At 69.1% G+C, this 24792-nt stretch carries 28 protein-coding genes, 1 tRNA gene and 2 pseudogenes; 16 read left to right on the top strand and 15 right to left on the bottom strand.

Going from position 1 to position 24792, the window contains the following annotated elements:
* Nucleotides 1-88: 88 nt before the first annotated feature.
* Together JOE68_RS06925 and JOE68_RS06920 are read right to left on the bottom strand one after the other, a co-directional pair.
* Nucleotides 89-1270, bottom strand: coding sequence for a cation:proton antiporter (locus JOE68_RS06925; RefSeq protein WP_204841505.1), 1182 nt, complete (start codon nucleotides 1268-1270; stop codon nucleotides 89-91).
* Between the two features lie 4 nt (nucleotides 1271-1274).
* A complete protein-coding gene (locus JOE68_RS06920; protein WP_204841504.1) occupies nucleotides 1275-1754 on the bottom strand; it encodes a cation:proton antiporter regulatory subunit in 480 nt (159 codons plus the stop codon).
* A gap of 20 nt (nucleotides 1755-1774) precedes the next feature.
* Between JOE68_RS06920 and JOE68_RS06915 the strand changes: the two genes are divergently transcribed.
* From JOE68_RS06915 to JOE68_RS06875, 9 genes are all read left to right on the top strand, one after another.
* The gene (locus tag JOE68_RS06915) at nucleotides 1775-2932 is read left to right on the top strand and encodes a DUF1015 family protein (RefSeq protein ID WP_204841503.1); all 1158 of its coding nucleotides are present in this window, start codon (nucleotides 1775-1777) and stop codon (nucleotides 2930-2932) included.
* 120 nt (nucleotides 2933-3052) lie between these two features.
* On the top strand, nucleotides 3053-3772 hold the full coding sequence (gene cmk / locus JOE68_RS06910) for a (d)CMP kinase (protein WP_204841502.1): 720 nt from the start codon (nucleotides 3053-3055) through the stop codon (nucleotides 3770-3772).
* Nucleotides 3769-4422, top strand: a complete 654-nt coding sequence (locus JOE68_RS06905; protein ID WP_204841501.1) for a lysophospholipid acyltransferase family protein — start codon at nucleotides 3769-3771, stop codon at nucleotides 4420-4422. The genes cmk and JOE68_RS06905 overlap by 4 nt, the downstream gene beginning before the upstream one ends.
* Nucleotides 4419-5828: a ribosome biogenesis GTPase Der gene (gene der, locus JOE68_RS06900; RefSeq protein WP_204841500.1), complete on the top strand. Its 1410-nt coding sequence runs from the start codon at nucleotides 4419-4421 to the stop codon at nucleotides 5826-5828. The genes JOE68_RS06905 and der overlap by 4 nt, the downstream gene beginning before the upstream one ends.
* Before the next feature lie 21 nt (nucleotides 5829-5849).
* The gene (locus JOE68_RS06895; RefSeq protein WP_204841499.1) at nucleotides 5850-6512 is read left to right on the top strand and encodes a response regulator; all 663 of its coding nucleotides are present in this window, start codon (nucleotides 5850-5852) and stop codon (nucleotides 6510-6512) included.
* Complete coding sequence (locus JOE68_RS06890) at nucleotides 6506-7618, top strand: sensor histidine kinase (protein WP_307819559.1); 1113 nt, start codon at nucleotides 6506-6508, stop codon at nucleotides 7616-7618. Before JOE68_RS06895 ends, JOE68_RS06890 begins: the two co-directional genes overlap by 7 nt.
* Before the next feature lie 180 nt (nucleotides 7619-7798).
* A tRNA-Pro gene (locus tag JOE68_RS06885) sits at nucleotides 7799-7872 on the top strand.
* A gap of 305 nt (nucleotides 7873-8177) precedes the next feature.
* Nucleotides 8178-8405: a type II toxin-antitoxin system HicA family toxin gene (locus JOE68_RS32410; protein WP_204841498.1), complete on the top strand. Its 228-nt coding sequence runs from the start codon at nucleotides 8178-8180 to the stop codon at nucleotides 8403-8405.
* On the top strand, nucleotides 8398-9009 hold the full coding sequence (locus JOE68_RS06875; protein WP_204841497.1) for a hypothetical protein: 612 nt from the start codon (nucleotides 8398-8400) through the stop codon (nucleotides 9007-9009). Before JOE68_RS32410 ends, JOE68_RS06875 begins: the two co-directional genes overlap by 8 nt.
* 97 nt (nucleotides 9010-9106) lie before the next feature.
* Here JOE68_RS06875 and JOE68_RS06870 read toward each other — a convergent pair whose 3' ends face one another.
* From JOE68_RS06870 to JOE68_RS06850, 5 genes are read right to left on the bottom strand one after another with little or no spacing between them, the layout of a single operon-like run.
* A complete protein-coding gene (locus JOE68_RS06870) occupies nucleotides 9107-10264 on the bottom strand; it encodes a site-specific integrase (protein WP_204841496.1) in 1158 nt (385 codons plus the stop codon).
* Nucleotides 10248-10475 (bottom strand): helix-turn-helix domain-containing protein, encoded by a 228-nt coding sequence (locus tag JOE68_RS06865; protein WP_307819558.1) that lies wholly within the window; start codon nucleotides 10473-10475, stop codon nucleotides 10248-10250. The genes JOE68_RS06870 and JOE68_RS06865 overlap by 17 nt, the downstream gene beginning before the upstream one ends.
* Complete coding sequence (locus JOE68_RS06860) at nucleotides 10472-11173, bottom strand: DUF3631 domain-containing protein (protein ID WP_307819557.1); 702 nt, start codon at nucleotides 11171-11173, stop codon at nucleotides 10472-10474. The genes JOE68_RS06865 and JOE68_RS06860 overlap by 4 nt, the downstream gene beginning before the upstream one ends.
* The gene (locus tag JOE68_RS06855; RefSeq protein ID WP_204841495.1) at nucleotides 11170-11502 is read right to left on the bottom strand and encodes a hypothetical protein; all 333 of its coding nucleotides are present in this window, start codon (nucleotides 11500-11502) and stop codon (nucleotides 11170-11172) included. Before JOE68_RS06855 ends, JOE68_RS06860 begins: the two co-directional genes overlap by 4 nt.
* Nucleotides 11499-12203, bottom strand: coding sequence for a hypothetical protein (locus JOE68_RS06850; protein ID WP_204841494.1), 705 nt, complete (start codon nucleotides 12201-12203; stop codon nucleotides 11499-11501). Before JOE68_RS06850 ends, JOE68_RS06855 begins: the two co-directional genes overlap by 4 nt.
* Before the next feature lie 59 nt (nucleotides 12204-12262).
* Here JOE68_RS06850 and JOE68_RS06845 point away from each other — a divergent pair.
* A pseudogene (locus JOE68_RS06845) lies at nucleotides 12263-12598 on the top strand (winged helix-turn-helix domain-containing protein); the annotation flags it as partial.
* 146 nt (nucleotides 12599-12744) lie between these two features.
* Here the strand turns inward: JOE68_RS06845 and JOE68_RS06840 are convergent.
* Complete coding sequence (locus JOE68_RS06840; protein ID WP_204841493.1) at nucleotides 12745-12981, bottom strand: hypothetical protein; 237 nt, start codon at nucleotides 12979-12981, stop codon at nucleotides 12745-12747.
* A gap of 141 nt (nucleotides 12982-13122) precedes the next feature.
* Here JOE68_RS06840 and JOE68_RS06835 point away from each other — a divergent pair, with 141 nt between their 5' ends.
* On the top strand, nucleotides 13123-14325 hold the full coding sequence (locus tag JOE68_RS06835) for a helix-turn-helix domain-containing protein (protein ID WP_204841492.1): 1203 nt from the start codon (nucleotides 13123-13125) through the stop codon (nucleotides 14323-14325).
* A 463-nt stretch (nucleotides 14326-14788) separates the two neighbouring features.
* Here JOE68_RS06835 and JOE68_RS06830 read toward each other — a convergent pair whose 3' ends face one another.
* On the bottom strand, nucleotides 14789-15829 hold the full coding sequence (locus tag JOE68_RS06830) for an IS630 family transposase (RefSeq protein WP_204841491.1): 1041 nt from the start codon (nucleotides 15827-15829) through the stop codon (nucleotides 14789-14791).
* A gap of 236 nt (nucleotides 15830-16065) precedes the next feature.
* Here JOE68_RS06830 and JOE68_RS06825 point away from each other — a divergent pair, with 236 nt between their 5' ends.
* Together JOE68_RS06825 and JOE68_RS06820 are read left to right on the top strand one after the other, a co-directional pair.
* On the top strand, nucleotides 16066-16647 hold the full coding sequence (locus tag JOE68_RS06825) for a hypothetical protein (protein WP_204841490.1): 582 nt from the start codon (nucleotides 16066-16068) through the stop codon (nucleotides 16645-16647).
* 403 nt (nucleotides 16648-17050) lie between these two features.
* Nucleotides 17051-17860, top strand: coding sequence for a hypothetical protein (locus JOE68_RS06820; RefSeq protein ID WP_204841489.1), 810 nt, complete (start codon nucleotides 17051-17053; stop codon nucleotides 17858-17860).
* A 540-nt stretch (nucleotides 17861-18400) separates the two neighbouring features.
* On the opposite strand, the gene JOE68_RS06815 is transcribed toward JOE68_RS06820, so the two are convergent.
* The 5 genes and pseudogenes from JOE68_RS06815 to JOE68_RS06795 form a co-directional block, all read right to left on the bottom strand.
* Nucleotides 18401-18793, bottom strand: a complete 393-nt coding sequence (locus JOE68_RS06815) for an integrase (protein ID WP_239562157.1) — start codon at nucleotides 18791-18793, stop codon at nucleotides 18401-18403.
* Between the two features lie 69 nt (nucleotides 18794-18862).
* Nucleotides 18863-19021: a hypothetical protein gene (locus JOE68_RS06810; RefSeq protein ID WP_239562156.1), complete on the bottom strand. Its 159-nt coding sequence runs from the start codon at nucleotides 19019-19021 to the stop codon at nucleotides 18863-18865.
* Nucleotides 19022-19988: 967 nt separating this feature from the next.
* Nucleotides 19989-20534 (bottom strand): annotated as a pseudogene (locus JOE68_RS30975) (IS5 family transposase); the annotation flags it as partial.
* Nucleotides 20535-20593: 59 nt separating this feature from the next.
* On the bottom strand, nucleotides 20594-21031 hold the full coding sequence (locus JOE68_RS06800; RefSeq protein ID WP_204841487.1) for a phospholipase A2: 438 nt from the start codon (nucleotides 21029-21031) through the stop codon (nucleotides 20594-20596).
* A gap of 66 nt (nucleotides 21032-21097) precedes the next feature.
* Nucleotides 21098-21379 (bottom strand): hypothetical protein, encoded by a 282-nt coding sequence (locus JOE68_RS06795; protein ID WP_204841486.1) that lies wholly within the window; start codon nucleotides 21377-21379, stop codon nucleotides 21098-21100.
* A gap of 161 nt (nucleotides 21380-21540) precedes the next feature.
* Here JOE68_RS06795 and JOE68_RS06790 point away from each other — a divergent pair, with 161 nt between their 5' ends.
* Genes JOE68_RS06790 through JOE68_RS06780 form a run of 3 tightly spaced genes read left to right on the top strand, consistent with a single transcriptional unit; the run spans nucleotide 21541 to nucleotide 24469 of the window.
* Entirely contained in the window at nucleotides 21541-22698 is a 1158-nt protein-coding gene (locus JOE68_RS06790) for a sensor histidine kinase (protein WP_204841485.1), read from the top strand.
* The gene (locus JOE68_RS06785) at nucleotides 22698-23807 is read left to right on the top strand and encodes a hypothetical protein (protein ID WP_204841484.1); all 1110 of its coding nucleotides are present in this window, start codon (nucleotides 22698-22700) and stop codon (nucleotides 23805-23807) included. Before JOE68_RS06790 ends, JOE68_RS06785 begins: the two co-directional genes overlap by 1 nt.
* A complete protein-coding gene (locus JOE68_RS06780) occupies nucleotides 23792-24469 on the top strand; it encodes a response regulator (RefSeq protein WP_204841483.1) in 678 nt (225 codons plus the stop codon). The genes JOE68_RS06785 and JOE68_RS06780 overlap by 16 nt, the downstream gene beginning before the upstream one ends.
* Here JOE68_RS06780 and JOE68_RS30970 read toward each other — a convergent pair.
* Nucleotides 24466-24765, bottom strand: coding sequence for a trehalase-like domain-containing protein (locus JOE68_RS30970; RefSeq protein ID WP_239562155.1), 300 nt, complete (start codon nucleotides 24763-24765; stop codon nucleotides 24466-24468). The two genes, JOE68_RS06780 and JOE68_RS30970, sit on opposite strands and share 4 nt — an antisense overlap.
* Nucleotides 24766-24792 lie beyond the last annotated feature (27 nt).

The following is a 24792-nucleotide window of genomic DNA, read 5'->3' as shown; positions in this document are numbered from 1 at the left end:
GGTGTAGCCCTGCCGGTCACCCCCCTACAAGGGGCCGAAAGCGGCTTTTCCGCCGAGCCCGGGAAGCGGGTCCGCGAGGAACCCCGAATCAGACCGCGGCGGCCTCCGCCGAACGCCCGCGGACCGATTTCGCCAGCGGTTCGACGACGCGCGCGGCCACCGGGCCGAGCACCGCCATCAGCAGCACGTAGGCCGTGGCCAGGGCCGCCAGCTCCCCGTCCACCGCGCCGGAGGCCACGGTGAGGCTCGCGATGACGATGGAGAACTCGCCGCGCGCCACCAGCGCCGCGCCCGCCCGCGCCCGGCCCAGCTTCCCGATCCCCTGGCGCTTGGCCGCCCACCAGCCGGTGGCGACCTTGGTCAGCGTGGTGACCACCGCGAGCGCGACCGCCAGCGCCAGCACGGGGGGGATGGACGCGGGATCGGTGTTGAGCCCGAACACGACGAAGAACATCGCCGCGAACAGGTCGCGCAGCGGTTCCAGCATCCGCGTCGCGTTCTCCGCGGTCGAGCCGGAGATCGCGATGCCGAGCAGGAACGCGCCCACCGCCGCCGACACCTGCAGCTGCGAGGCCAGGCCGGCCACCAGCAGCGCCGCGCCGAGCAGCTTGAGCAGGAACACCTCGGGGTCGGGGCTGTCCACCACGGCCGACACGTACCGGCCGAACTTCAGCGCCACGACCAGCACGACGGTGATGGCGGCCAGCGAGATGCCGACCGCGCTCAGCCCGCCCAGGAAGCTCACGCCCGCCAGCACGGCGGTCAGGATGGGCAGGTAGACGGCCATCGCCAGGTCCTCGAAGACCAGCACGGACAGCACCACCGGGGTCTCCCGGTTGCCCAGCCGGCCCAGGTCGCCCAGCACCTTGGCGATGATCCCGGACGAGGAGATGTAGGTGACGCCGGCCATCGCCAGCGCGCCCACCGGGCCCCAGCCCAGGACGAGCGCGGCGATCGCGCCCGGCGCGGCGTTGAGCACGATGTCGACCAGGCCGGCGGTCCAGGACCGCTTCAGCCCGGTCATCAGCTCGGCGGCCGAGTACTCCAGGCCGAGCAGGAGCAGCAGCAGGATGACGCCGATCTCGCTGGCGATGTGGGAGAAGCCCTCGATGCCGTGCAGGGGGACCAGGCCGCCCTGCCCGAAGGCCAGGCCGCCGATCAGGTACAGGGGGATGGGGGAGATGCCGATCCGCCAGGCCATCTTGCCGAGCAGGCCGAGGCCGAAGAAGACGGCGCCGAGCTGGATCAGGGCGATCGCGGTGTCGTGCAAGGGCTCAACCGTCCAGGACGTCTGTCGTCTTGGCCAGGCCCTCGGCCGTGCCGACCACGACCACCAGGTCGCCGCCCTCGAACGGGAAGTCCGGGCGCGGCGACGGGTGCACCGAGCCGGCGCGCACCACGGCCACGATGGACGCGCCGGTGCGGGTGCGCAGCTCGGTCTCGCCCAGCGTGCGGCCGTCGAACCGGGAGCCGGGGACGATCGGGAACTGCCTGGTCGAGATGCCCGCCACGTCGCGGTGCTGCTCGTCCAGGTGCGCGACCAGCTGCGGCGCGCCCAGCAGCCCGGCCAGCGTGCCGGCCTCGGCCGGGGTGAGCGCCACGGAGGCCGAGCAGTCGTCGGGGTCGTCCTTGCGCGACACGATCAGCTCGAACTTGCCGTCGCGGTAGGTGATGACCCCGATGCGGCGGCCCGCGCGGATCATGAAGTCCTGGCGGGTGCCGATTCCGGGCAAAGGCGTGACCTCGACGTTCATGGGTCCGGATAGTAATAGCCATGACTGATCGGGTACGGGCGGTGCGCAGCGGTTGGGTGGTCCGGGACCGCGTGCCGGGACCTGACGTGGACGAGTTCGCCGAGCCCGAGCGCGTGGTGGAGGCGCTGGCCGCCACGCGCAACGGCACCCTGCTGGCGGTGCAGCACCCGCACCGCACCCCCTCGGCGCTGGCCGCCGGGCTGGGCCTGCTCGACGCGCTGCCGGCCGCGCGCGCCGAGCTGGCCTACCTGTGCCGCACGGCCTACCGCCAGGTCACCGACGTCGTCGCGCCCTACCGGGTGGACGGCCCGGACGGCACGGCGTACGGGCTGCTGTGCATGGTCGACCCGGCGGCCGTCGGGCACACCGAGGACGTCTACCCGGACGTGGTGGCCGAGCGCGCCCGCGTGCTGTCCGGCCTGGGCTGCGCGACCAGCGCCGCGCTGCTGGTACCGGTGCCCGAGGACACCTCCGGGTGGCCGGCCCGGCGGCCCGGCCGGGGCGTCGCCGGGCCGTCCGAGCTGACCCGGCTGGTGGCCGAGGTCGCCGAGGAGCCCGCCGTGTCGGTGGTCGACCCGGGCGGGCGGCGGCACTGGCTGTGGCTGGTCGGGCCCGGCTGCCGGCAGGACGCCCTGCTGGCCGCCGCCGGCGCGCACCCGCTGATGGTCGCCGACGGCAACCACCGGGTCGCGGCGGCCGCGGCGGCCGGGCTCACCGGCCTGCTCGCCCTGGTCGCCGCCGGGCCGGACCTGCGGGTCGGGCCCATCCACCGCGCCCTGGTCGGCACCGGCCTGGGGCTGGACGCGCTGGCCTCGGCGTGGCGCGGCCTCGGGTTGCGGGTGGCCGAGGCCGACGCGTCGGCGCGCCCGTCGCCCGGCGCGGTGGTGGCGGTCTCCGGCGCGCGGGCGCTGCGGGTGGAGCTGCCCTCGGCCGGCGTCGACCACGCCTTCGTCGAGTCGCACCTGCTGGAGCGGGCGCTGGGGCTGGACCCGGAGAGCCCGCACGTGCGCCCGGTGACCGGCGGCGTGCCGCTGGACGCCGACGCCCTGCTGCTGATCGCGCCGGTCCCGGTGGCCGACGTGCTGGCCGTGCACGCGGCGGGTGGCCGGATGCCGCGCAAGAGCACCTACTTCACGCCCAAGCCGCGCAGCGGTCTCCTGCTGGCCGACCTGGACTGATCCCCGCGCGCCCTGCCGCCGGTGTGACGGGCCGCACCGGGCACAATGGTGGGGTCGACGCCCGGGCGGCGCCCCGGAGGCGTCCAGGTCGCGGACCGTCGCGTTGAGGAGGAAACCCCGGTGGGACACGGTGAGCTGCGCGGTGTGGTGGCCCTGGACGGGCCGTCGGGCACCGGCAAGTCCTCCGCCGCGCGCCGGCTGGCGGCCGCGCTGGGCGCGCGCTACCTGGACACCGGCGCGATGTACCGCGCGATCGCGCTGGCCGTGCTGCGGGCGGGCGTCGACCCGGAGGACGCCGAGCGCGTCGCCGAGGTCGCCCGCGCCGCGGCGCTGGAGCAGGGCGACGACCCGGAGCGCTCGACCACGGTGCTGGACGGCGCCGACGTCGGCGCGGAGATCCGCGGCCCCGAGGTGACCCTCGCGGTGTCGCCGGTGTCGGCCGTGCCGCAGGTGCGGGAGCTGCTCGTGGCGCGGCAGCGCGCGATCATCGCCGCCGCGCTGGCGGAGGCGGGCGGGATCGTGGTGGAGGGCCGCGACATCGGCACGGTCGTCGCGCCCGACGCCGGGCTGAAGGTCTACCTGACCGCCGACGCGCAGGCCCGCGCGCAGCGGCGCGCCCGGCAGGACAGCGCCTCCGGCCGTGCGTCCACGGTGGACGCGACGCTGGCGGACGTGCGGCGGCGGGACGCCTACGACTCGACGCGGGCGGTGTCGCCGCTGCGGCCCGCCGCGGACGCCGTCGAGCTGGACACCACGTCGCTGGACCTCAAGGGCGTGCTGGCGGCGCTGGTGGACCTGGTGGAGCGGCGCGGGCTGCGCGTCGTGGCGGTGGGTGGGTGAGCGGTCAGCTGCCACCCGGCGCGTGGCCCCGGCTGCACGACCTCGGCCGGTGGATCGGCCGCGGGCCGTTCGCGTGGGCGTTCCGGGTGCGCGTGTCGGGCCGGTCGAGGGTGCCGGCGCACGGCCCGGTCGTGGTGGTCGCCAACCACAGCTCGATGGTGGACGGGCCCATCCTGTTCGGCGTCCTGCCCCGCCGCGTGGTGTTCCTGATCAAGCAGGAGATGTTCCGCGGTCCCGCGGGCTGGGGCCTGCGGCGGATCGGCCAACTCGCCGTGCGGCGCGGCGCGCCCGACCGGGCGCCGCTGGTCGCGGCCCAGGGGGTGCTGCGCGCCGGCGGGGTCGTCGGCGTGTTCCCCGAGGGCACGCGCGGCGCCGGCGACGTGGCGCAGGCCCAGCAGGGCGCGGCGTGGCTGGCCCGCACGACCGGCGCCGCGGTGGTGCCGGTCGCGTGCCGGGGCACCCTGCGGCCCCCCGGTTCCGGGCGCCGGTTCCGGCCCGTGGTGGACGTGCTGGTGGGCGAGCCGTTCGAGCTGCCGGCCGAGAAGGGCCGGGCGGCGCTGGAGAAGGCCACCGAGCAGGTCCGCGATCGCTTGGCCACGCTGGTGGCCGAGCTGGACAGCAAGCGAAGCGCGAGTGGAGAAGCACGATGACGGACTTGGACGGCACCTGGGCGGACGAGTCCGACTGGACCGCGTTCGACGGCGACGAGGTCGGTGACGAGGGGGGCGCGGGCGTCCCGCAGCCGGTGCTGGCCGTCGTCGGCCGCCCGAACGTGGGCAAGTCGACGCTGGTCAACCGCATCATCGGCCGCCGGGAGGCGGTCGTGCAGGACGTGCCGGGCGTGACCCGCGACCGGGTCGCCTACGACGCGCTGTGGAACGGCCGCAAGTTCACCGTCGTCGACACCGGCGGCTGGGAGCCCGACGCGACCGGCATGATGGCCGCCGTCGCGGCGCAGGCCGAGCTGGCGATGTCCACCGCCGACGCGATCCTGTTCGTGGTCGACGCCACGGTCGGCGCCACCACCACCGACGAGGCCGCCGTGAAGGTGCTGCGGCGCTCCAAGCGGCCCGTGCTGCTGGTGGCCAACAAGGTCGACGACGAGCGGCTGATGGGCGAGGTCGCGATGCTGTGGTCGCTGGGCCTGGGCGAGCCGATCCCGGTCAGCGGCCTGCACGGGCGCGGGTCCGGCGACCTGCTGGACCGGATCCTGGGCGCGCTGCCCGAGACGCCCCGCGACACGTTCGGCGCCCCGGCCGGCGGCCCGCGCCGCGTCGCGCTGGTGGGCCGGCCCAACGTGGGCAAGTCCTCGCTGCTCAACCGGCTGACCGGCGAGGAGCGCTCGGTGGTCGACTCGGTGGCGGGCACCACCGTCGACCCGGTCGACTCGCTGGTGGAGCTGGACGACGAGCTGTGGCGGTTCGTGGACACCGCCGGCCTGCGCAAGCGGGTGAACTTCGCCTCCGGCGCGGAGTACTACGCGTCGCTGCGCACCAAGGCCGCGATCGAGTCCGCCGAGGTGGCGATCGTGCTGTTGGACGCGTCCGAGCCGATCAGCGAGCAGGACCTCAGGGTGCTGACGATGGTCGTCGAGTCGGGGCGGGCCTGCGTGCTGGCGTTCAACAAGTGGGACCTGGTCGACGAGGACCGGCGCAACGCCATGGTGCGGGAGCTGGAGCGCGGCCTGGTGCGCGTGCCGTGGGCCGAGCGGGTGAACATCTCCGCGCTGACCGGGCGCGCCGTGCGCAAGCTGGCGCCGGCCCTGCGCACCGCGCTGACCTCGTGGGACACCCGCGTGCCCACCGGGCGGCTGAACTCGTGGCTCAACGACCTGATCCAGGCCACCCCGCCGCCGGTGCGCGGCGGCAAGCAGCCCAAGGTGCTGTTCGCGACCCAGGCGGGCACCAGGCCGCCGACGTTCGTGCTGTTCACGACCGGTTTCCTGGAGGCGGGCTACCGGCGGTTCGTCGAGCGCAGGCTGCGCGAGGAGTTCGGCTTCGAGGGCAGCCCGGTGCGGATCTCGGTCCGGGTGCGGGAGAAGCGCCCGAAGAAGTGATCGGTTGCCCCGGCAGGCGGAATGCGGTTGCCTGACGTGGTGCCGGTGCGATTGGTCCTCGCGGACGACGAGGCGCTGCTGCGGCGGGGGCTGCGGGTGCTGCTGGAAGCCGACGGCAGGGTGCGCGTCGTCGCCGAGGCCGCGGACGGCGCGGCGCTGCTGGAGGCCGTGCGCCGCCACCGCCCGGACGTGGCGCTGGTCGACGTCCAGATGCCGGGGATGGACGGGCTGTCGGCGCTGCGCGCGCTGCTGGCGTGGACCGACCCGCCCGCCGTGGCGGTGCTGACGACCTTCGACCTGGACGACTACGTGGCCACGGCCCTGGAGCTGGGCGCGCAGGGCTTCCTGCTCAAGGACGCGGAGCCCGAGGCGCTGGTCCGCGCCGTGGTCGACCTGGCCGCCGGCGGCGCGGTGCTCGACCCGAGGATCACCGCCCGCCTGCTGCCCAAGCTGCGCGCCGCCGGCCGGTTCCGGCACAACCCGCAGCTGGGCGCGCTCAGCGCGCGCGAGAAGCAGGTGCTGGCCCGGATCGCGAGCGGGCAGTCGAACAGCACCATCGCCGCGGGCCTGGGCCTGAGCGAGGCGACGGTGAAGAGCTACGTGTCCACGGTGCTGACGAAGCTGGGCGTGGAGAACCGCGTGCAGGCGGCCCTGGTCGCCCACCAGGTGGGCGGCTCGTGGTGATCGCCCGCCAGGTCCTGGCCGTCGCCGTCCCGGCCGCGATGGTGCTCCTGGCCGACGGCGGGCCGTTCCCGTGGTCGATCCCCGCGGCCCTGGTCGCCTGCGCGCTGCTCCCGGTGCGCCGCTGGTGGCCGTGGCTCGCGGTCGTCGCCTGCCTCCCGGCGCTGGCCGGCGGCCTGGGCTGGCCACCGGCGGTCGTGGCCCTCTACCGGGTGGGCCGCACCTCCACCCCGCGGGTGATGATCGGGTGGGTGGCGGTCACCACGGCGGTCCCGGCGACGATGGTGGTGGCGACCCAGGACCTGGCGGTGGGCGCCATCGCGCTCACCTACTCGTTCACGGTGTTCATGTCCGGCGCGCCGACGGCGCTGGGCGCGCTGATCGCGACGCGGCAGGAGCTCACCGGGAGCCTGGCCGAGGCGTCCCGGGCGCGGGAGGCGGAGCTGGAGGCGCGGGAGGCGGGCGCGCGGGCGTCGGAGCGGGCGCGGATCGCGCGCGAGATCCACGACGCGGTCGGGCACCACGCGACGCTCATCGCGGTGGAGTCCGCGGCGCTGGCGGCGACCAGCGACTCCCCGGAGGTGCAGGCCACCGCCCGGCGGCTGCGGGCGCTGGCGAAGGACGCGCTGGCGGAGATGAGGGCGGCCCTGGGCCTGCTCAACACCGAGCCCACCCAGGGCCACGAGGACATCCCGCAACTGGTGGACCGCGCCCGGGCCGCCGGCCTGGCCATCCGCTTGGACGACGGGGTGAAGGACCTGCCGCCGCCGATCAGCCGAGCGGCGTTCCGCGTGGTCCAGGAAGCGCTCACCAACGTCACCAAGCACGCGCCCGGCGCGGCGGTCCGGGTGAGCCTGACGAAGGCCGACGGGCGCCTGAAGGTGTCGGTGGTCAACGGCCGCCCCCTGCACCCGTCGACGGCCGACCAGGGCGGGATGGGCCTGCACGGCCTGTCGGAGCGCATACGCCTGGTAGGGGGGACGCTGAAGACCACCCCGAAGGCGGACGGCAGCTGGGAACTGGAAGCCGACCTACCCTCCGGTCCGTCGAAAGTAGACCCGGACGACTCAACTTTAGGCGGTAGTGCCCACGACCGAGCGAACGCATAGTGACAGTGCGTCGATGCTCGGGGGAGCGGCAAGTCGACCGAGGGGAAGCGGAGGCCCGTGGTGCACGGGCCTCCGCCGAAACCCCAGGTCAGCCGCCTGTCGGGCGAACACGGGGGGCCGCGTCGGGGGTCCGTTGGCGGATGCGCTAAGCTGATCGCGCACCCCACAACGGGATGCGGCCGGGACGTGGCGCAGTTTGGTAGCGCACTTGACTGGGGGTCAAGGGGTCGCAGGTTCAAATCCTGTCGTCCCGACGGCCGAAAGAGCCCGCTGATTCAGGTAAAACACCTGGTCAGCGGGCTTTTTCAGTTCAGAGGGACGATCTTCACGTTGATCTTGTAGTTGCCTCACACAGCGGTGAGTGACTAACTGAGTGACTGAGGTAGCAAGCTGTGATGTCGACTTCGCCGCTGCAGGCTGGGTGTCGGGGGCGTGGAAGCGTCTGGCTATCGCTAGGGTGAGTGCAGTGGTCCGCCATTGGATGCGTATGCTTACGCAACGTAACGTGATCTGAGCCTCAGGGAGTGTGTTGGTGAGCCCTGTACCAGGGTTCCCCTCTATGGGGGCCAGGAAGATGCGCCGCCTGTTGGAGCGCGCCCTGGGGTACAGGGAGGACCCTGACACCCGAGACGGCAGCCATGTCTGGTTGGTCGCCGAGGGAAGACCTCGCATCCGCTGGGCGTTCCATGACGCACGGGAGCTTGCTCCGATCGAGGTGCGCAACGTCCTGATGAGGCAGGCTGGCCTTACACTGGACGAGGCGAGGAGGGTGGTGCGGCGTGGCTGAGAGTGTGGTGCACGTTTTGCTCACCGACTATGGCCAGTTCGGTTGGGGAATCAGCAGCCCACAGCTCCCTGAGTTGATCGGTGGCAGAGAAAGCTATGAGGAGCTTGTCGCGGACCTAGATAAGCTCTTGGCTTTTGGTGGTGCTACAGATGGAAATCCGCGCCTCCTTCATCTCCAGAAACATCGTGTCCTAATGAGCGGCGATGAGTTCCTGATTCGCATTGCTCGTGATTCGAAATTCGATGCTAGATGGACTGCCGGGCAGCAGCTTACTGCTGCACTGAATATCGCCGACCAGTTGACCCCTTTACTATCTGTGCCAAGGCGGCCAACCGGAGAGGCTTTGTTTATCTGCGCAGAGCCGACCGATACTGTGGGTTGGATAGTTCGGCAGTTGGATAAGAACGACGCCGCGTGTGTCGTAATTAGCGCCTCGTCTGAGATGATTCGAACCCAGTTCTTCGGTACGGGATCGGTAGAGGGGGATGACTCTCCGTGGGCTACCCTATCCGAGTTGGGGTGGACTGAAGAGACCACCCTTAGCGAGATTATCCGACAGCAGGATTCGGGCAAGGTTTCTCGCGGACGACTTGTTGCTGTCTGAGTATACTGAGGCCCGCTGGCAATTGAAGTCAGCGGGCCTCGGCTTTGGTTATAGTCTTAGTTGACTTGTTTTCTAGTCATGTGTGCGGCGAACGGAGCTAACTCGCTTTGGGGAAGATGTGGTCCATTGCGGTCGCGCCTTCGACCATCACGGGCACAATTTGGTGCCGGTAGATGGCTTCCGTGACCGCAGTGCCGCTGTGTCCGACCAGGCGTGCAATGTCCTCCAGCCGCATGCCGGATGCGGACAGTACCGACACAAAGCTGTGCCGCATCTCCCGAGGTGTCCAGTCCTTCGGGTTGAGTCCAGCGGCCTTGACCACTCGCCGGAACGCGCGCCGGACGTTGTGCGAGTCCAGTTCGGTACCGACCTGTGAGGCGAACACCAGTCCGTGTTCCTGCCATCGCTTGCCCGCGAGTTCGCGCCGGGCGTCCTGGTAGACGCGGTGCGCCTTGAGCGCGTCCACGCACCGCGTTGGCATGGCCAGCGTGCGCCGTGACTTGCGGGTCTTGGTGTCGCCATCCTGGCGTACCGACCGCCACACGGAGATGGACGGTAAGACGATCGGATCGGCGTTCGGCTTGCCCTCAAGGTCCACGTGCTTCCACGTCAACGCACGCAACTCCTCGGTACGTGCGCCGATCAGCAGCGACAGCACGATGTAGGCGTGCATCGGCGTGTTCTCCGACGCGTCGAGCACCGCGGCCACCTGGTCGAGCGTGAGCGCTTTCGACGGACGGCCAGGTTGCCCAGTCGGCACCTCGCACAGCGGCACGACATTGCGCTTGACCTTGTCCCGGGCCTGAGCCATGCGCACCGACCGGTTGAGGATCGAGTACACCAGCCGCAACGTCCGCGTGGACAGCGCCAACGACAGTTCGGCCAAGAACTCGTCCACGTCGTCGGCGGTCAGCTCGCGCAGTTTCCGGGCCCCCAGGTTCGGAATGATGTGCCCTTCGGCCTGGTAGCGGTAGTTCTTCACCGTCTCGGGATCGCGTCCACGGAGTCCGTAATCCAACCAAGTGGTGACGGCGTCCTTGACGGTGTAGCCGTGCGGCGTGATGGCCAACCCGTCGTCAAGGTCGCGCAGAATCTCCTTGAGCTTGTCCTTAGCTTCGGTCTTGGTCCTGCCGCTGGCCTTGCGGGTGATCCGCTTGCCCTTGGCGTTGTAGCCGATGGTCGCGGTGGCGATCCACCGTTGCCGCTTGTCGTCCCAGTGCAGCCCGCCGTCTCCGCGGCTACGCCGTTTCGTCATAGGACACCCCCGCTTCCTGCTCCAACAGCGCTACGTAGGCCCGGATCGCGGACGCCGGGATCAGCGTCGCGCTGCCCTGCTTGACAAACTTGATCCGCCCGGCGCGCATCTGCTCGTAAAAGGTGCTGCGGCTCAACGACAGCAACTTCATGGCCTCGGGCACCCGGTAGAGGTACTTGGTCAATTCGGTGACCACCGTGGTGTCGTTCACCGTTCCCCCTCGTCGGTCCGGTTGTCGATCATCGGCAGGTAGCGCGCCCAGGCGTCGGCCAACCCGACCTGTTCCACCTGGCTGGTGGTCGGGTAGGTGACGTAGCCCTTGGCGTTGGTGCCCTCGTGCTTGAACGTCAACGGCGCGACCTGGTAGACGCTCAATTCCCGGGCGAGCCGTTGCGCGTCGATCGGTTTGCCGTTCAGGTCCGACCACGGCGCGTCATCGATGGCGCGCAGCCGGGCCACCAGGTCGGCGCTGTGCATCCGGTCGGTGCCCGCCGTGGTGAATAGCGAGCGCAGGTCGGCCAGCAGCCGCACGCCGAGCGATGGCGTGATCTTCTGGTTGAGTACGAAGTGCGTGCACGCGGCGCGGGCGGTGGTCGGCCAGTGCCCGCCCGCCTCGTCCGCGATGGCCAGCAGCGGTTCCCAGATTTCGGCCGGTCGGTCGTCCACCCCGGGCGGCATCGGCGGTTCGGCCTCCACCAGCCGTTCCCCGATACCGGTCACCCAGGTGCTCAGCGCGTCGCGGATCGGTTCGACCTGCCGGATGACCTTCGCTTCCCGGTATGGCTCCACCTGCTCGTCGTGGCGACGGCGGCGCAGGTGGATGGTGATGGCGCGGGTGGTGATGGTGTCGGGCATCCGCCCGGCGAGTCCGGCCAGCGCGGTGGGCGCGAAAATCGGCAGGCGTTTCACCGTGAACCCGCTCGCCGGGTCGCCCTTCGGTAGCCGTTGGCCAAGGCGACACCGGCGGCATTGACCCCCACGATCCGGTTGCCCATGTGCCCGACCGCGACCAGGTCCCGGCACACCTTCCGCACCGTCTCCGAGGCCACCCGCGCCCGCCGAGCCGCCTCCGCGACGCTCAGCTCCCGATCCGGAACCCGCAGGAACGCCGACACCACCGCCGCGAACGACGCCGCTCCGTAGCTGCCGTTGCCAGGGTCCAGGCCCACCCGGAACCGCGCGCCCATCACCCACGACAGATCCACCCCGCCGATGACCTTCCCCGCCGAGGCGTTCACCGCCACACCTCCGGCAACGACCGGTAGAACCACGCGCCCTCCGGCGTCAACCGGTACCACGTGGTGCAGTGGCCGCCGTTGTTCTCCAAACGCACACCCAGATGTCCCGCCGCCCGCAGATCCCGGCACACCATCCGTGCGGTCGCCTGGTTCAGGCCCGCCAACTGCCCCACCGTCTTGACCACCAGCTCAGCCCCGTGCCGCGACCGCAGGAACACCATCACGATGGCCCCCAGCGCCCACCGGCTGTAGGAACCCCTGCCCGTCGGGTCCAACCCCGCCTCGAACCGGGCACCCACCACCGACGACACGTCCAACCCGCCCAGCGCGTCCCGCGGTTCGGGGTCCGGATCAACCGCCAGCATCGGCCGGTAGAACTCCCTGCCCTCCGGCGTGAGCCGGTAGACCTTGCGACGCACCGAACGCGCCCAACGGTGGACCAGCTCCGTCCCGACCGTCACGTGCCCCACCGCCGCCAAGTCCCCGCACACCGACCGGGCCGCCTGCTCCCCACAACCGGCCTTCCGGGGCAAGTCGACCAACACGACCCGCCCGTCCGAGTCCCGCAGCAACACCAGCACCACCGACCGCAACGCCTCCGGTCGGTACCCCGCCGGCACACCCGGCCCACGACCCAACCGGGCACCCATCACCGACGACACATCCACCCCGCCGACGATCCTGTGACTGGCGCCGGTCACGACCCCACCTCCAACAACGGGCGGAACAACCGCACCGCAGCAGGCTTCAACAGCTCGCGGACGCACTGCGCAGAGCGATCGACGCAGGCAAGTACGAGCCGGGCGATCAGCTCCCGACGATGAACGAACTCGCCGAGTCCCACGGCATCGCCGTGATGACGGTCCGCGAGTCCATCAAGTTGCTCGCGAAGGAGGGCTTGGTCGTCGCACGGCAGGGCAAGGGGGTGTTCGTCCTGAGGAAGCCGGAGGCCGGTGAGGTGCCGGCGTCCGGAAGCCAGGTGATCACGATGCTCCACCAGCTCGAACGGACCGTTGACCACCTGTCGGACCGGCTGACCGCTGTTGAACGACGCCTGGACCAGGTAGACGGCTCTCGACCAGGTCCAACCGGGTAGCCAACTCCTCTACCCGCCGAGCGAGCCGTTCGACACCGTCCGCCACTTCGCGCCACTGCTCCTCGGTCAGCCCGGATGGGCCGGCTGTCGGCACCTCGCGCACAACTTCCCCCGATCGTCGGTGAGCCCCTTGCCCGGACATGTGCTCAGCCCGCGGACGCGGCCTTGCCCCCCATGTGCTCTCGACAGCGCGCGGCGAAGGCCAGCGCGGCATCCGCCAGGGCGTCCGCGAAGCAGGCCGCCAACTCGACGCTCCCCGGCTCGTCGTCAAGTTCGATCACCAGGGAACCGCTGCCGACGTCGACAACGAGCTGCGGCCGGTCGGCATCGTCCGCCGAGACCTTCGCCGAGTCCCCGAACCGGGGGCGCACGACCACGTCCATTCCCATCCCACCTCCCATGGATAGCGACGACAGGTCGGATGACCCGTCATCTGAACTATCGGCGCTAGGGTGGGTGAGGGACACGATATGCGCGATGCGTGCATGACATGCGCATACGCATGATCCAGAGGTAGGTGAGCGGTGGAGACGTTCGGTGACGCCCTACGCCGCCTCCGCATGGCAGCGAGGCTCAGCCAGGCCGAGCTGGCGAAGGCCGCTGCCTGGAGCCAGAGCCAGGTCAGCCGGGCGGAGAGCGGCCGGTTCGTACCAGACGAAGCCACGGTGGCGCGCCTGGACCAGCTCTTGCAGGCCAGGGGAACGCTGATCAAAGCCCACCTGGCGAGCAGTCCGAGCAGCAGCGGTGGGGTGCCGGTGGAGAAGGCACCCTGGGCGATCAGCGACCTGATGCGGCAGATCCACCGCACCGACGTGGGGCACGAGACGATCGACCAGCTCTCCGTGATCACCGAGGAGCTGTGCTGCGAGTACGCGTGGCGGAACGCCGACGATCTACGGCGGGACGCGCAAATGCAGCTCGAATACGTTGGCCAGCTCCTGAACGGCCCGACAACATTGCACGAACACCGCGAACTCATGGTCAACGCCGGTTGGCTCACCCTGTTGATCGGATGCGTCGACTACGACCTGGGGCTGCCGAGGCACGCCGAGAGCGCACGCACCGCCGCGTACCAGCTCGGACGCGAGTCGGGGCACGGGGAGATCGTGGCCTGGTCGTTCGAGATGAGCGCGTGGTTCGCCCTGACCCAGGACCGCTTGCGCTCGGTCGCCGAGTACACCGAGGCCGGCAGCAACGCGGCCCCCAACTCTTCGGTGGTCGTCCAGCTCTCCGCGCAGGCCGCCAAGGCGCAAGCCCGGATGGGCAACCGCGCCGAAGTGGAGAAGATCCTGGACGAGGGGTACCGGCTCCTGGGTCAGCATCAGCACCCGTTGCGTCCCGAGAACCACTTCGTGATCGACCCGACCAAGTGGGACTTCTACGCGATGGACTGCTACCGCTTGGTGGGGGACAACGACCGGGCGTCCGAGCACGCGCACGAGGTGCTGAAGCTGTCGAGGAAGCCCGACGGCACCGAACGCAGTCCGATGCGCGCCAGCGAGGCCCGCTTGACCCTGGCCGTCTCAGCGCTGGAGTCCGGCGACGTCGAGGCATCGGCGAGTTGGGCACACGAGGCGTTCAACGCCGACCGCAGGTCCGTCACGCACCTGGCGATGCTGGCCGACGAGCTGTCGGAGAAGCTGCGCGAACTCCTGCCGGGCGATCCCGCGGCCAAGCCGCTTGAAGAGGAGCTGGCCGCCTTCCGGGCCTCCCTGCCGTCCCGCTGATCCCGTCACACGTTCACGGTCGCATCGTGCACTGACGAATTCTGCTTTATGGGATCAAGGCGCGCCGCCTGCGGCGGCGCGCGGCCCCAGCCCGCTCACGTTGCACCGGCTCCCCGCATCGCGGCTCGCCGGGCTCCCGCTCCGCTCCGCCCGTCGGCCGCGCGCGGAGTCGGTGCAGGTGGCCGAGAAGGCGGCGCGCCCGGCAGAACGACGCCCAGCCCGAGCCGTCGATCGGCAACGAGCACCAGGCGCACGACGAGAAGAGCGAAACGCCGGACGATGAGCGCGCTCCCAGCGCGGCCACCCTTCGTCGCTCCCGCCGGCTCACCCGTCCGGCAACACCGGATGGCACCACCGCCCAAGAACCACATGGGCGCCGGTCACGGCCGAACGCGCAGCTCCGTCGGTGGCCCGTTCCCCTGAGGGTCCCAAATCCTTTATTGAGCTGAAAGTGTTCGATTGCCTACATGCTGGCGTAGCGGACGTGGCGAACCTGGAAGTAGCCGCGGACGATGTGCGGCTGGCGTTGGCGGCGACGCAGGAAGCGTCGGGTCTCGTGGGCGAGTCGGTCGAGGTTGTGGGCGCGTGAGGCGTTGACGTTGCGTTTGAGGTCGGCGTTGAGAAGCTCGTCGGGGTTGAGCTCGGGGCTGTAGCCGGGCATCAGGTGCAGCTCGACCCGGTCGGCGTTGTCCTCCAGCCAGGAGCGGACGGCCTTGCTGCGGTGCACCGGGTGCCGGTCGGCGACGACGTGCACCTTCCGGCCCGCTTGGCGGGCGACGCGGTCGAGGAACGTAGTGAACACGGTCGCGGTGAAGCGGTCGGTGAATACGGTGAACCACAGCGCGCCGCGCGAGGCGACCGCGGACATGACGTTGACCCGCAGCCGTTTCCCGGTCACCCGCACGATCGGCGTGCGCCCCTTCGGCGCCCAGGACCGGCCGGGCGGGGCGGCATCCGACCGCAGCCCGCACTGGTCGACCCAGGCAACCGCCGCACCCTCGGCCTTCGCGTGCGCCTCGATCGCCGGATACTTCTCGTCCAGCCACGCGCGCACCGCGGCGGGCTGCTGCTCGTAGGCGCGCCGTGCCGGACGCTGCGGGGTGAACCCGTGCCGACGCAACCACAACCCCACACCCTGCTCGGTCATGTCCACACCCACGACCAGGCGGATCAGCTCAACCACCGCCTGGCGGGTCCACAACGGGCCGCCGATTAGCAACTCCTCGGGCGTGTAGTCGGCCATCGCCGCGAACAGCGTGCCCCGGTCCTCCGCGCCGATCAGTTCGGCCGGGCCGGGACGCCCTTTGCGGGTCGCCAGGCCATCGCGACCCTCCTGTTGATAGGACCGCCACCAAGTGCCCACCGACCGCACCGAGACCCCGAACACCTCCGCGGCCTGCCGATAGCCCTCGACCTTCCCGGACTCCAACGCCGCCACCACCCGCAGGCGCAGCACCTCCTGCTCGACAGGCGACAACCGATGCGCACCCTCGACCTCAACCACTCGCCCAGCCTACAGGCAACCGATCACTTTCGATTCAATAAATACCGGTAGAGGTTGATCCGGAGTCCATCGCGCAGCATCTCCTTCTTGTGGGGATTCGGGTTCTGGGCCAGCTGCTACCGAGGAGGATGTTGTGCCCCACGGTCTACGCGTGCCGCACCTGCCCCGGCGCCGACCGCCCGCGTACGCTCCATCAGCTGTGGTGTCGAGCGGATCAGCGTCCGTCGATCGCTGTCATGCGGCATGACAACGGTATGCAGGTCGCGCACGCGAAGATCGTCCGAGACGGGTACGGACTGCCGGCGACCTCACTCGCCCGAGCGTTGATCTACTTCAATTCCAACAGCGCAAAAGCATGGGACGTGACCGCAGCTCAAATCCGACAGTTGGGCGATTGGTTTCTGGACCTCGCTGGCGAGGTCGCCCGCATCAACCGTGACATAGCCCCGCAAGAGGCAGCACGGGATCACACCTCACGTACTGTCCGATCGGGCAACGTCCGGTCACTGGAGGAGGCGCAAGTAAAGGGCCACGGGCGGCTCTCCGCGTGCGTCGTCGAGTCGCATCCGGTCGACGACGCCGAAGCGGCACTGGTCCAGCAAGCGACAGCGGCTTTCCTGGATCTCGAGAAGCGGTTCGGCACGAGGGCTTTCCACATCGCCGATCACCTACGGAGCAAGCACGGCACCGCGTACACCGCGCGGGTCAACGCCGCCGTACCGGAGGTGGTCGAGAGCATGAAGAGGATACTGAAGGAGATCGACATGGCCCCGGTCCGACCGCCAACCGCCGAGCCGTTTCCCGCCCCGCGTTGCTGACGGGAGCCCTGGACCAAGTGGCACCGGTGGCACCCGGCTCTTCTCGTAACCAGCATAATCGCTTGGTGAGACCGGATGCCCTCTCTGGGGGACGCGGGTTGCTTCATAAGCCCGGGCGACTGTAGGCTCTTGTAGCCTCACGGACAGGCTCTGGTGACTGGTGCGCCCGGACGCGACCCAGCTCTCCCAAGGGTGCGATGCTCAGTCCGTGTAACTCTTTGCTGGTCATAGTGGCAGTTGAGCCTTAGCTGGCCACAGTCCGGGATGTGCGCCAACGGATGAGGACGATATGCCGCACACAAACGACAAGGCTCTTTACCGGGAGTGCGTGAATCTACTCGGAGGGCCGTCTCGCCTACACGCCGCTTGGCGAGTCGACGGGCGCCGCGTGTTGGACACAGCTGTGCGAGGCCAGCAGGTCTTTCAGGCCGTACTGTTCGCTTGTCTCAACAGTCTCGATCGCGATCATCCTTGGGACAGCATGGGCGGTCGTAGCTTCGCCGATCTGCGCCACTACATCGACTGGGTCTCTCCTCAGCCCGACCGGCTTATGATCGAATGCGCGGTCTCCGGCAGGGTGGCGTCTTACCTCTTGCCACACCCGCAGATCTTCGGCGACGGGTCCTTCGTCCACGCTGGGATTCCCGGGCTCCGTGTCGCCGGTTACGCCCCGCGAACCATCAAGCTCGTGCACCTGCCTACCGGAGGACGTCTTGACATCATCGACGGTATGGGGCGGACCGAGGCCCAGGTCAGGAGGCACCTTGCCACGGAGGCCAGGAGGCAGGGCCGGCCCATGGGCGGTGTAGGACGGGTGATTCCGTTCTGGTACCGGGACGACCTCCACCCGATCGAGGACAGTGTCAATGAACACTGGGCCTATACGCCGGTGACGCGTTTGTTGAGCGGGCTGATGGCGCGTTGCGGACTCCTGTGGAACATGTCCGACAAGGTCACCCTGAGCAGTTCCCGTCGCAGCACCTGCGCGGCGAAGCTCACGTGGGATGACGGTTACGAGGTCGACGAGTTGGCGGACCTGCTTACTGGACCGGCCGTCGGTATCCCGCGTGCGGAGGCGCGTGCGGCTGAGTCGTGGGTAGGCTACGTCCTGCTCCGGCTCGACGACGGGCAGATCGAGCTGGATAACCGTTCGCTGGGAATGCGCCGCCGACGGGCCCGCGCCCTGCTCGCGCGCGGGGCACGTACGTCGTAGTCCGGAGGGCTATATACCTGGACAACCGACTCGATCGAGCTCAACGGATTTCATGATCAGAACGGCGGTTTGATAGACCCCTTTACTCGGCCAGTTACACTAGGGAACAACCTGGAAGAACAGGGCCAACCACGCCACTCAGTCGTTCTGCGACTGGGGGTCAAGGGGTCGCAGGTCCAAATCCTGTCGTCCCGACGGTCGTTGAGAGGCCGTCTCACTAGGGTAGAAGCCCAGGTGAGACGGCCTCTTTGCTGTTCCCGTGGTGATCATGGACAAGATCGTTTCCGGAGGGTCTTGGGGACCACGTCTCACGATCTCTCACACGGTCCGGAGGTTGGGCCTGTGGGGTGTCAGAAGTCGCCCGCAGGACCTGACCTGCGGTTAGGCGGCTGCGTGTTCGTACTCGTTGGTCAGGCCACCGAGGACTGATCGGCGGCGTGTCGAGGTGCAGCCTGGCTCTGCGATCGGATAGTCTGGTTGTGGTGGGGCGAGTTGTAGGGCTTGGTGTGGTCTGCGGTGGTTGTAGTGCTTCGCGTAGCGCTACAGCACTGCCCGCAGGTGGTGTTCGTTGATGATGAGCAGTCGGTCGGTGGCTTCGCGTCGAACGGTCTGGACGAACCGTTCGGCGTGGGCGTTGGCTCGCGGGCACCGTGGTGGGACCTTCGCGACTTGGATACCTGTGTCGGAGAGGGCCGCGTCGAACGAGGCGGTGGACTGGCCGGCCCGGTCGCGGATGGGGAATCGGGAGCCGTCTGCCCGGTCTCCGAGGTCCATGAGCAGGTTGCGGGCTTGTTGGGTGATCCATGCCCCGTCGGGATTCCTGGTGGCGCCGAGGATGTGGACGTAGCGGGTAGCGACCTCCATCACGAAGAACACGTAGACCCGTTTGAGGGTGACGGCGCAGTTGACGTGGAAGAAGTCGCAGGCCAACATGCTCGTGGCCTGGGCGCGGAGGAATCGTCGCCGGGAGGTGTCGGTGTCGCGCTGGGGCGCGGGCGGGACTCACAGGCGCTTGAGCACGCGGCGAACCGTTGCGGCGGCCACCCGGTGGCCGAGCTTGAGCGGTTCGCCTTGGATCCTGCGGTAGCCCCGGCCGGTGTTCTCCCGCGCCATGCGCTCGATCAACGCCACGATGGTGCAAGTCGGCGAGTACGCCAGCAAAGCTGGAGCATGTTATCGACTCGGAGGAGTATGGCTTTCCTGACCTGGTCGCCCGTTCTGGCGGACGCGAGCAGGCCATGCGACGTATCGTGGACAGCCTGGGAGATGTGAGCGACCTTCCGGCAGCGGGGCGATTTGAAGTGGGTCGAGTCATTGATGGTGAGAACGTGACTATTCGAGGAGCTGTCGTGAACGGCGTTCCGGGAATCGACACGGCGTTCAACCCAGATAAGTTCCCTGGAGGTAATTGGATGCGGGTCCCCGTTGAGCCGCGCCCGCTGACCGCTAAGGAGCGGGCAGTAGTAGAGCGGATTCTGCGACTGGGTTTCCCCGGAGCGGCAGAGTTCCGCCATCAGCTTGATCGGGTTCGGGTGGTGGCCCTGTGGGGACCCGATTCTGCAAGTGTCGACTTGCGAGTCGCGGATGACGCGCCTCCTGCTCCTGTCCCGGATGGGGTTGTGCCCGTAACCTGCACGGTTATTGACGAGGAGGGGGAGCTTATTGGCGAAATCATTCTCTGGACTGAAGCGGGCATGTTGTCCGGCCTTGAATACGCCTGGTATGGCGATGAACCCCCGACTTCGCTCCCGGAGGTGGATCGAATAGTCGTGTCATAGAATCTGATCGGATCTAATTCCGGGCACGAATGAGAAGCCCCGCCGGATCCGGCGGGGCCTCTGGGGTGTTTGACATCAACGCTGACGGCAACGTCAGCGGACGACTGCTGTCGCGGGCGGATCGTCGGGGTCGTCGTCGGTTGGGCCGAGGGCGTGGTTCAGGGTGTCGATGGCTTGGCGTTGGAGACGGAGCCTTACGTGGGCGTAGACGCCGGCGGTGACGCTGATGTGGGCGGTGTGCTTGCCGAAAATGTCGTCCGCGTAGGTCAGGCGGCTTAGAGCTGGTCTCATGTGGTGGTCTTGGTGAGTTGCCTGAAGCAGATGAAGGTGGCGAAGGCACAGTAGTTGCCGGCGTGGAGCTTCGCGGGCCTGGAGCGTCGCGGTCCGCGTCGTGACCGGACGCGCGACGCATCGGCCTGAGCGCCTGACTGCCGTGCAGGTCGCCCGCCGGGACACCGACCGCGAGCTGCAGGCCGGCGCGATCGGTCACCAGGTGGATCCTCGAACCCGGTTTGCCGCGGTCGACCGGACTCGATCCGGTCAGGCAGCACCCTTTCTCGCCCGCACCGAGGCGCTGTCCAGGATCTTCCGCGACCAGTTCACCACGCCCTGGACGCCGAGCCGGTCGAGCACCGCCTGGTGCAGCCTGCGCCGGCGGCCTCGGCCCACTGCGTGAACCTGCAGTGCGCCGTGGGCACTGACACCCCGAACGACAGTGGCAGGTCCCGCCACCGACACCCACTGGTCAGCACGAACACGATTGCGGCGAATACCGCCCGATCGTCCACCGGAGCCCTCCCACCACCCTGCGGACGCACGGCGAACCTCGGGATCAACGGCTCCACCAGCGCCCACAACTCATCCGGCACCAAACTCAACGCCAAACGATCGACCACAGCACGGATCAGGGCAGCATCACGACCACCACGTGAGACCAGCTCTGAGTCACCGGTATCTAGCCCTCCAGGTACTGGTTCATCGCGACCCGCACATCCCGGTTGTCCCAGGCGATACCCCCGAAAGCGCGAACTCCCTGGTAGTACACAGCGGCACGTGCGTAGCACGTGGTGTACGAGCGCAGCGCGGAGCAGGAGGCGAACATGTCGTTGACGAACCACCTGTCGCACGTCACGCGGTTCGACCAGTGGTAGCGGTAGCACCCGTCGTGGTGCTCGCAGGCGTGGTAGAAGTCGAACCTGCCACCGGCATCCGTTCCTGAGTCGGGCACCGCGGTGCACCCGTCGGTGGACCACCACTCGCCACCTTCGTTGGAGGGGACGGCGTTCACCCCCGGCTCAGTCGTGGCGGAGGCACTGGGCGCTATGCCCGGCATCGTCCCCACCGCGATCAGCGCAGCGAAGAACAACGAGAACAGCGGTACCTTGCGGTTCATGAGAATTCCTCCGGAGGTGCGTTGGGCGGGTGGGGTGTGCTGCGGGAGCACACCCCACCCCCCGTGTCACAGGTGGATGATCGATGCGTTGCGGGCACTGCCCCACGGGCACTTGACGTCGATGTGGCCGGGCCCCGTCAGCACCGCGCTGGTGGCGCTACCACCCCAGGTGCAGGAGACCTTCACCTGCCACTTGCCTTCACCGCGGCAGTCACCCCAACCCCAGACACCACCCCACGTGCCGGCACTGCAGTTGGACTGGGCCACAGCCGGGACTGACACGGCAACGGGCAGCAACGCGCCCGCCGCCACGGCTGCCACCGCGATCGCTCCCCTGAACTTCCCCATCGTCTCCTCCGTGTGTCTCGGACCGGGTGAAAATCCCTGACGTCAACGAAGTTAGGGAGCGAAGGCCCCACGGTGTGACGGGCGATCTACCGACAGCTTTTCCGCGACTGCACGGGCAAGATCCGATCGACAGCGCAACACCGGCAGAGAGGTGACGGAACGTGGGCGGATCAGCGGCGAACTTCACCAAATCAGGTGACGCGGTCGAGAAGCTGACCCTGCAAGGCCGCCAGTACGTGGCCGCCATCCGGGTCATCACCCTCATCCCGACCGGGATCATCGCACTGCTCCTGGTGGGGGAGACCCCGAAAGTCGCAGTGCTGGTCTGCGCCCTCCTGGTGGTCGCGGGCTGGAGCGCCGTCTATGTCCGGCTACTGCTCGTCGGTCCCCGCCGATGGGTCACGATCACCGACGCCGCGGTCCTCGCCGGTGTGGGGCTGACGTCGCCGTGGTCGGTCCCCACGGCCTGGTTCGCCGACGGCAGATCCTGGGTGTTGCCCTTCACAGCGTTCGCCTGCGTTGGGTACCAGTATTACGCGAGCGCGGCGCTGGGGGGCGTAGCCGCGCTGGTTGTGGTCCTCGGCGTGGTGACCGGAACGACGGTGGCCATTCCGGCCGGCGGGGAGGCCGACAGCCTGGTCACTGCCGTCTGGTCGGCGGCGTTGGCGGTGCTTGCCAGGGTGCTCTGGACGCTGGTCAAGCGCGGTGGAACGAGAGCCGACGAGCTGGCTGCGGAGGCGGAAGATGCGAGAAGCGCAAGGGCGGTGGCCGCAGAAGTGCGGGCGGCTCAACAGGAGTACAACCGCCGCCTGCACGACACTGCCGCGTCGACGCTGCTCATGGTCGGTGTCGGGGAAGTGAGCCGGCACTCGGATCTGCTGGTGGCGCAGGCTAAGCGTGACCTCGAAGCGCTCCGGTCCTGGGAGGAGACCCTGCCGACGTGTCCGGACCTCGTGCAACTTCTGCGCGCGGCCATCGAACTGGTGGACCTCACAGTGGTGCTGGACGCCCCGGAGCAGGTCGTGCTGCCACCCCGAGTGGCACGCACGCTTGTCGACGCGGCTGCGGAAGCCTTGAGCAACGTCATGTGGCATGCCGGAGTTTTGACGTGCCACGTGGACGTCCGTGTGGAGAAGACTGGAGTGCTCGTCAGGGTCACCGACAAAGGCACGGGCTTCGACCCGCCCGGGGAGACCACGGCAGGCCGGGGCTTGCGGGATTCCATTCGGGAGCGGATGAGCGCTATTGGCGGTTCTGCTCTCGTGCACTCCGCGCCGGGGAAGGGCACGACGGTCGGTTTGCGGTGGTCGGAGGCGTGATGAGTGATGAAACGATCAGGAATACTGAAGCGGAGTTCGCGAACGGGCTCCGTCAAGCCGTGTCGGCGATCACTTGGGTCGTACTCGCCTCAGTACCGGTCGGCGCCGGCGTGCTGCGCCCGTCCTCCGTCTACGACCCGGTGTGGCCGCAGATCGTCTCGTACACCGTCTTGCTGGCGATCGCGGCCACCGAAGCCGTCCTGCTAATCCGCAAGCGGCGATGGCGGCGCCTGCGCCTGCCCGCCGTCGTGCTGGCGTTGGGGGCGTCGGTCGCATCCTGCGCCTCGTTACCCGCAGGGTCGTCGATCACCTCCGACGACTGGGCATTCGGCACGGTGGGCTGGGCGGGCGTCATCCTCATGCTGGACCGGCCGATCGGCGAACTCATCGGGTTCCTCGGGGCGCACGAAGCGATCACAGCGGTGAACCTGGTGCTGTCCGGGACGCCGGGCGAAGCCGAGTTGCTGAACTTCATCGCAGGGTCGATCGGCGCCATCGGCTACCCGCTCGCCACCGGCCTCGCCGCCACGGTGTTGCGCGACGTCGCCCGCAAGGCCGAGCACGCCCGGCGCTCGGCGGAGGAGGAGCGCACGGCGGCCAAGGCGGAGGCAGAGCGCGCCGCCGCGGGGCAACGTCGCTATTCGGACCTGTCGGTGACGGCCGTCCCGCTGCTGCGCGGCTTCGCCCACGGCACGCTGGACCCGGAAGACCCCGAAGTGCAGAAGCGGTGTTGGATCGAGGCGGCCCGGATGCGCCGCCTGTTCGCGGAAGCAGACGAGGCGCCCGATCCGCTGCTGCACGAACTTGGCCAGTGTGTGAGAGCGGCGACCCGGCGCGGCATCCGAGCCGAGCTGCGGACCCACGGCGACGTGCCGCCGGTCTCCGTCGAGATCAGGCGCGCCCTCGTCGACCTACCCCTCGCAGCGCTCGCCGCAGCGGTGAGCCGGGCACGTGTCACGGTGATCGGCACGCCGGACCTGGTGACGGTGAGCGTGCGCTGCGACGGTGTGCTCACCGGCCCACCGGCTCTCGCCGGCGAACAGATCCAGGCGTACGTGGACGTGAGTGGAGGCGACCTGTGGGTGGAAACGCGATGGATCGTCAACTGACCACCGCGGTAATCTTGGAGAACCACCCCGTGGTCACCGATGGCGTCCGCGGTTGGTGCGAGGACGCGACACCACCCATTTCGATCATCGATGCGGGCACCAACCTCAACCACGCTTGGACCGGTCCGGGTGGCAGCGCCGATGTGGTGATCTTCGACCTGTGTATGCGCGTCGAGGGCACACCGGAGTTCGGCGAACTCGACAAGCTCGTCCGGCACGGACGCAACGTGGTCGTCTTCTCCGGAAAAACCGCGCCCGAGATGGTGCTGCGGTGCACCAGGATGGGAGCCAAGGCGTTCATCACGAAGGACGAAGGGAAACAGCACCTCATACCGGCGATCCGCGCTGCTGCGAAGGGTGGGCACTACACCGCGCCGGAACACAGCGGGATCATGGCATCCGACCGGTCCCCCCAACGCCCGAACTTCACCCACCGCGAGATGGAGGTGATGATCACCTGGTGCACCGGGGCTTCGATCCCGCAGGTGGCGCGCAGGTTGAACATCAGTCAGAGTTCGGTCAGGAGCTACCTCGCACGCGCTCAGGGTCGATACGCCGACACCGGGCGGTATGCCGGGAGAAAGATCCACATGTTGGCCCGGCTCATCGAGGACGAACACCTGAAGACCAGTGACGTCGGAGCGCCCGACGGCGACCTCTAGACCAGTACCGATGCGTTCCGGTAGCTCGGAGGCTTTCCGGACGTGGTCTGGTGCGGTCTGAGGGGAGTCGTCCGTAGCGCCACCGGAGGAGTGCGCCGCCGAGCCCGGGTCCGTGAAGCCCGGTTGTACCGGTAGCCCGAGTCGAGCCGGTGATCCGCTGCCTGTGGGGTGTCAAAAGTCGGCCACGTAGCCTGACCTGTGGTCAGTCTGCCGGGCGGCCGAACGACCGCGGTGGCGGTCTTCTGTCGGCTGTCGGAGGTGATCTGCCAGTTCACGCCCGGCGAGCGCAGCACCATCGGCTCTGACGCGCCCGCGACGTACGC

This window comes from Saccharothrix algeriensis (assembly GCF_016907655.1).
In the GTDB taxonomy this organism is placed as follows: Bacteria; Actinomycetota; Actinomycetes; order Mycobacteriales; family Pseudonocardiaceae; genus Actinosynnema; species Actinosynnema algeriense.
This window is presented reverse-complemented; position numbering and strand designations above follow the sequence as displayed.